The following is a 5,362-nucleotide window of genomic DNA, read 5'->3' on the forward strand; positions in this document are numbered from 1 at the left end:
TCGCCGTCGCGGAGCCCGCGACGGCGACGTTCGAGGTCCGGGGCTCGGAGTTCCTCGGCCACGTCGCCCCGGTGGACACGGTCGAGGAGGCCGAGGAGTTCATCGAGCGCGTCGGAGCGGAGTACGGCGACGCGACCCACAACGTGCCGGCGTACCGGGTGCCCGCGGGCGAGGCGTCCGAGCGGACGCCCGGGCGCGAGCCCATGCTCCGGGAGTACTCCTCCGACGACGGGGAGCCCTCCGGGTCGGCCGGGAAGCCGGCGCTCAACGTGCTCCAGCAGCGCGAGATCCGCAACGTCGTCGCCGTGGTGACTCGCTACTACGGCGGGACGAACCTCGGGGTCGGGGGGCTCGCGCGAGCCTACTCGCGGGCGGTGAAGGAAGGCGTCGACGCGGCCGGGGTCGTCGAGGAGCGGCCGCACCGGCGGCTGGTCGTGGAGACGGGGTACGACGACTCGGGGACCGTTCGGGGCGTGATCGAGTCCTCCGGCGTCGCGTTCGACGCCGACTACGAAGAGCGCGTGCGGTTCGATCTCCGCGTTCCGGTGGCCGAGGTCGACGAACTGGTCGAACGGCTCAACAGCGCGACGAGCGGTCGGGTCGAGATCGACCGGTAGACCGCGGAGTCGGCGGGCGAGGAGGGTTCGAATGGCGAACGGGCGACGGAGTCGAAACGGAACGGCCCCGCGGCGGTGCGTCGCGCTCCCGCCCAGTGCGCCGCGGGCGACGGTCACGTCACGGGCGGGTGTGGCGGCGGTATCCGACTTCAGCCGTCGGACCGGTCGGACCCGATACGGAGGCAGCGACGGCTACGAGAACTTTCGAACGGTCATCTCCAGCGTGTCGAGGTCGAGGATGGGGGCGTACCCCGCGTCGGGGTCGATGTTGACGGACTTCTGAAAGTCGGTCTGGGCCTGCCAACAGCCGGAGTTGACGGCGAGGACGTTGTGGTACTTCCCCCAGCCGAGCTTGTGGACGTGCCCGGTGTGGAACACGTCGGGGACGTTCTCGATGACGAGGTAGTCGCGCTCCTCCGGGGCGACGCGGGTGTGGCCGCCGAACTGCGGGGCGACGTGGCGCTTCTTCAGCAGTTGGTACATCGCCTTGTGCGGCTCGTCGTAGCTCGCCTTCTCCTCGGGGAGCTCCGCGATCACCTCGTCGAGCGAGACGCCGTGGTACATCAGTACGTCGACGCCTTCGACGCTGACGGTGGCCGGGTTCGAGACGATCTGCGCGTCGTGGACGTCCATGATGTCGCGGATCTCGTCGTTGAACCCGGGCTGGGGCTCGGCGAGCCTGACCGCGTCGTGGTTCCCCGGGATCATCACGACCTCGGTGTCCGCCGGCACCTCCTTGAGGTGCTCCGAGAACGCCTCGTACTGATCGTAGATGTCGACGATCTCCAGCTCCTCGTCCTGATCGGGATAGACGCCGACCCCCTCGACCATGTCGCCGGCGAGGAGGATGTACTCGACCGGCTCGGCCTCGGGCGTGTGGAGCCAGTCGGTGAAGCGGTGCCACGCGTCGGCCATGAACTCGTCGCTGCCGACGTGGACGTCGGAGATCAGCGCGGCCTGGACGTGGCGGTCGGCCGCCCCGGTTCTGTGGGTACGGGGAACGTCCGGGAAGTGCAGCGAGTCGGCGAATAAGATTCCGGAGTCGTCAGCGAGCGTCCCCTCGACGGCGACGCACTCGTCCATCAGGATCTCGTCGACGACGTCGGCGAGCCCCTTGTCTTTCATCACCAGCGCGGGGAACGTCCCGGTGGTGTCCTCCAGTTCGACGAGCCAGTGGCCGGACTTCGTCGAGCGGATATCGTTGACGAGCCCGATCATCGCGGCGTCGCTGCCGCCGGGCATGTCCGCGATCGCCTCGGCGGGCCGGTGGTTGACGCGACCCCGAAGGACCTTCGAGAGACGCTCGTACCGGTCGCGAAACGTCCGGACGAAGTCGGCGTACTCGCCGGTACCGGTGCTCCGTCCCGTCATGTCGTTGCCGACCTCCAGCTCTCTGCGGTCCGCGTCGCGGTCGGAGCGCCCGTCGGTCGAATCGGTGCGAACGTCATCCCCGGACCCCTCCGTTTCGACTGGAGATCGGCCCGTATCAAGGGCTGAGTCAGGGTTCGAGCCGGTCGGGGCTCCGGAGTCGGCGTGACGGTCAGCGTCGGCGCCAGGGTCAGCGGCGGCGTGACGGTCAGCGTCGGCGTGACGGTCAGCGGCGGCGCCGGAGTCAGCGTTGGCGCCAGGGTCAGCGTTGGCGCCTGGGGCGGCGTTGGCGCCAGGGTCAGCATCGGCGCCGGTCGTGATCTCGGAATCGGCGACGTCGTCGGAACCGACCGCCGTGCGGACGTGGTCGGCGGTGATCCGGAGGGCGTCGTCGGGTGCGCGGTCGACGGCCGATTCGAGGGCGGCTGCGGAGTCGGGAGCGCTCGCCAGGAGGGTGACCGCCTCTCGCTCCGCGTTGTAGCCCCGTCTGGCGAGCTCCTTGACGATCCGGGCGTTCGACTCCAGCGGCACGACAGTCGAGAGGGGGGTGCGACTCAAAACGGTTCCGGAGGACGGGTCCGCCGTCCCGCGACCCGACGAGAGCCGTGACCCGGAAGCTTATCACCGAAACCCGACAAGCCGGACGTAATGGACGAAGGGGATCGGCCGGGAACCGACGGCGATCCGGCCGAGCGAAGGGCAGCGTCGGACGACGACGGAGAGGAACGAGGGCCGCGCGACGAGCCGGAATCGGACGGTCCGGCCCACTCGGGAGACCCGGCCGATCCGGCCGACTCGTCCGATCCGACTGATCCCGTCGATCCGTCCGAATCGACCGATTCGGCCGAGGCGTCTGACCCGACTGATCCGGCGGATACGACCGGTCCGATCGACGCGTCCGAGCGAGACGAGTCGACCGAACGGCACGATTTTCCCGGGATCGAGGACCGCGAGGAGAGAGCGGAGCGAGGTCGCGGCGGGTCGGAACGGAACGAGACGGAAAGCCTCCTCCATCGGTTCCGGCACGACAGGGAAGGCGTCCTGATGTGGATTCGAGAGATGCTCTCCAGCGTGGCGATCGTGCTGGTGATCGGGTTGATCCTGTTCGGAGTCAGCGGCGTGTGGCCCCCGATGGTGGCCGTCGAGTCCGGCAGCATGGAGCCCAACATGGAGGTGGGCGACCTCGTGTTCGTCACGGAACCCGGACGGCTCGCGCCGGACGAGGCGGACAACGACGTCGGGGTGGTGACGTACGAGGACGGCCGAACCGTCGACTACCGGACGTTCGGGTCGTACGGGTCGGTGGTGATATACCGGCCGCCGGGACGGACCGCCTCGCCGATCATCCACCGGGCGATGTTTCACGTCGAGGAGGGGGAGAACTGGTACGACCGGGCCGACGACGAGTATCACAGCGCGGCGGGGTGCACCGAACTCCGCCACTGCCCGGCCCCTCACGACGGGTTCATCACGCTCGGCGACAACAACGCCGCGTACGACCAAGCGAACGGACTCGCGGCGCCGGTCAAGGCCGAGTGGGTGACCGGGGTCGCGCGGGTGCGCGTCCCGTATCTCGGATACGTGCGGCTGATCGCGAGCGGTCAGGCGGAGCTGAGCGACGTGGTCGCGACGACCGCCGCGGCGGAGCCCGGCGCGGTCGACGAGCGCGGGACGGGTACCGAGTTCGATGCGGTCGGTGGGCGGGTGGCGGTCGGTGACCCCGTCGTTTCGGGTGGAGGGTCGATCGCGAGCGCGTCTGCGTGAGAAGAGATCGAACCGAAATTCGGACCAGCGAACGAGACCTGAACGACCGAACTAAACGCGCGGTCGGGTCGAGTGACGCTGCCGATAGCGGGAGCGCGAGTCAGTTGTCGAACCGCGCCTGAACGAACGGCTGCGCGTTCTCGATGTCGCCGAGGCGGGAATCGGACAGCAGCACCGCCTCGGTCTCCTCGACGGGGACCGAGAGGCCCATCTCTTTCGTGCGCCCGTAGCGGCCCTTCGAGACGACGACGGCGTTGACGATCCCGAGCATGTCGAGTTCGCTGATGAGGTCGGTGACGCGGCGCTGCGTGAGCACGTCCGCGTCGATCTCCTCGCACAGGCGCTTGTAGATGTTGAACACCTCGCCGGTGTTGATGTTGTGGACGCCGTTCTTCTCCAAGAGGATCACGGCGAAGAGGACGATCTTGCTCTGCGTCGGGAGCGTCCGGACGACCTCGACGACCCGGTCGAGTTCGATCTTGTCCTGCGCCTGCCGGACGTGTTTCTCCGCGACGATCTCGGCCTGCGAACGCTCGGCGAGCTCTCCCGCGGTTCGAAGGAGGTCGAGGGCTCGACGGGCGTCGCCGTGCTCCTGGGCGGCGAACGCGGCGCAGAGCGGGATCACGTCGTCCGTGAGCGCCTCCTGTTTGAACGCGATATCGGCGCGGTGCTGAAGGATGTCGCGGAGCTGGTTCGCGTCGTACGGTGGGAACACGATCTCCTCCTCGCCGAGGCTGGACTTGACGCGGGGGTCGAGGAAGTCGGTGAACTTCAAGTCGTTGGAGATCCCCATGATGGAGATCCGTGAGCGGTCGAGCTCGGAGTTCATCCGCGAGAGGTTATACAGGGTGTCGTCGCCGCTCTTCTCGACGAGCTTGTCGATCTCGTCGAGCATGATCACGACCACACGCTCGTGGTAGTCGACCGCCTCGAAGAACGTCGAGTAGACCCGGTCGGTCGGCCACCCGGTCATCGGGACCTCCTCCATCTCGTCGGCATCGGCTTCGAGTTCATCGATCCGCGCGTCGAGGGCGTCGATGGTCGCGAACTCGGTCCCGGCGAGCACCGCAGGGTCGTCGGCCGCCTCGGACCTGAGCTCTCGGTGGTTCTCGAGGCGGTCCGCGATGACCCGCTGGTTCTTTTCGATGAAGGTGTTGGCGAGCTGGGCGAGGACCCGGTACTGCGTGTCGGTCACCTCGCAGTTGATGTACTCGACCTCGCAGGGGACGTCGTACTTCTGTGAGGTCGACTCGAGCTCCTGAGAGACGAACTTCGCCGACGCCGTCTTGCCGGTCCCCGTCTTTCCGTAAATAAGGATATTCGAGGGCGTCTCGCCCCGGAGCGCCGAGACGAGGATCGTCGCCATCCGATTGATCTGATCGTTTCGGTGCGGGAGCTCGTGGGGGGTGTAGGAGGGACGGAGCACTTCCTTGTTCTCGAAGATCGGTTCCCCCGAGAGGAGGTCGTCGAACAGGCCCTGATTGTCGTCGTCGTCGTCGTCGAGGACGACCCCATCGAAATCGACGTCGGGAGAAGAGCGGTCGCGGCCGCCGCTGCCGACATCGACGTCGGTGTCGCCGGGAACGTCGGTATCGACGTCGACGCCGACATCG

4 protein-coding genes are annotated in these 5,362 nt (G+C 67.8%); 2 read left to right on the forward strand and 2 right to left on the reverse strand.

The genetic code is table 11. The features are described from left to right. The coding region (locus tag DJ74_RS09905; protein ID WP_141212695.1) for a YigZ family protein at positions 1–617 on the forward strand (617 nt) is incomplete at its 5' end. Between the two features lie 192 nt (positions 618–809). Here the strand turns inward: DJ74_RS09905 and DJ74_RS09910 are convergent. After that, a complete protein-coding gene (locus DJ74_RS09910; protein ID WP_094527144.1) occupies positions 810–2,516 on the reverse strand; it encodes a DNA-directed DNA polymerase II small subunit in 1,707 nt (568 codons plus the stop codon). Between the two features lie 117 nt (positions 2,517–2,633). On the opposite strand from DJ74_RS09910, the gene DJ74_RS19185 reads away from it, so the two are divergent. After that, positions 2,634–3,749, forward strand: coding sequence for a S26 family signal peptidase (locus DJ74_RS19185; protein ID WP_176451336.1), 1,116 nt, complete (start codon positions 2,634–2,636; stop codon positions 3,747–3,749). A gap of 100 nt (positions 3,750–3,849) precedes the next feature. On the opposite strand, the gene DJ74_RS09920 is transcribed toward DJ74_RS19185, so the two are convergent. Beyond that, positions 3,850–5,362, reverse strand: a 1,513-nt coding sequence (locus DJ74_RS09920) for a Cdc6/Cdc18 family protein (RefSeq protein ID WP_254922161.1), incomplete at its 5' end; no start/stop codon positions are given.

The sequence above is a fragment of the Halorubrum sp. Ea8 genome, assembly GCF_002252925.1.
GTDB lineage: Archaea > Halobacteriota > Halobacteria > Halobacteriales > Haloferacaceae > Halorubrum.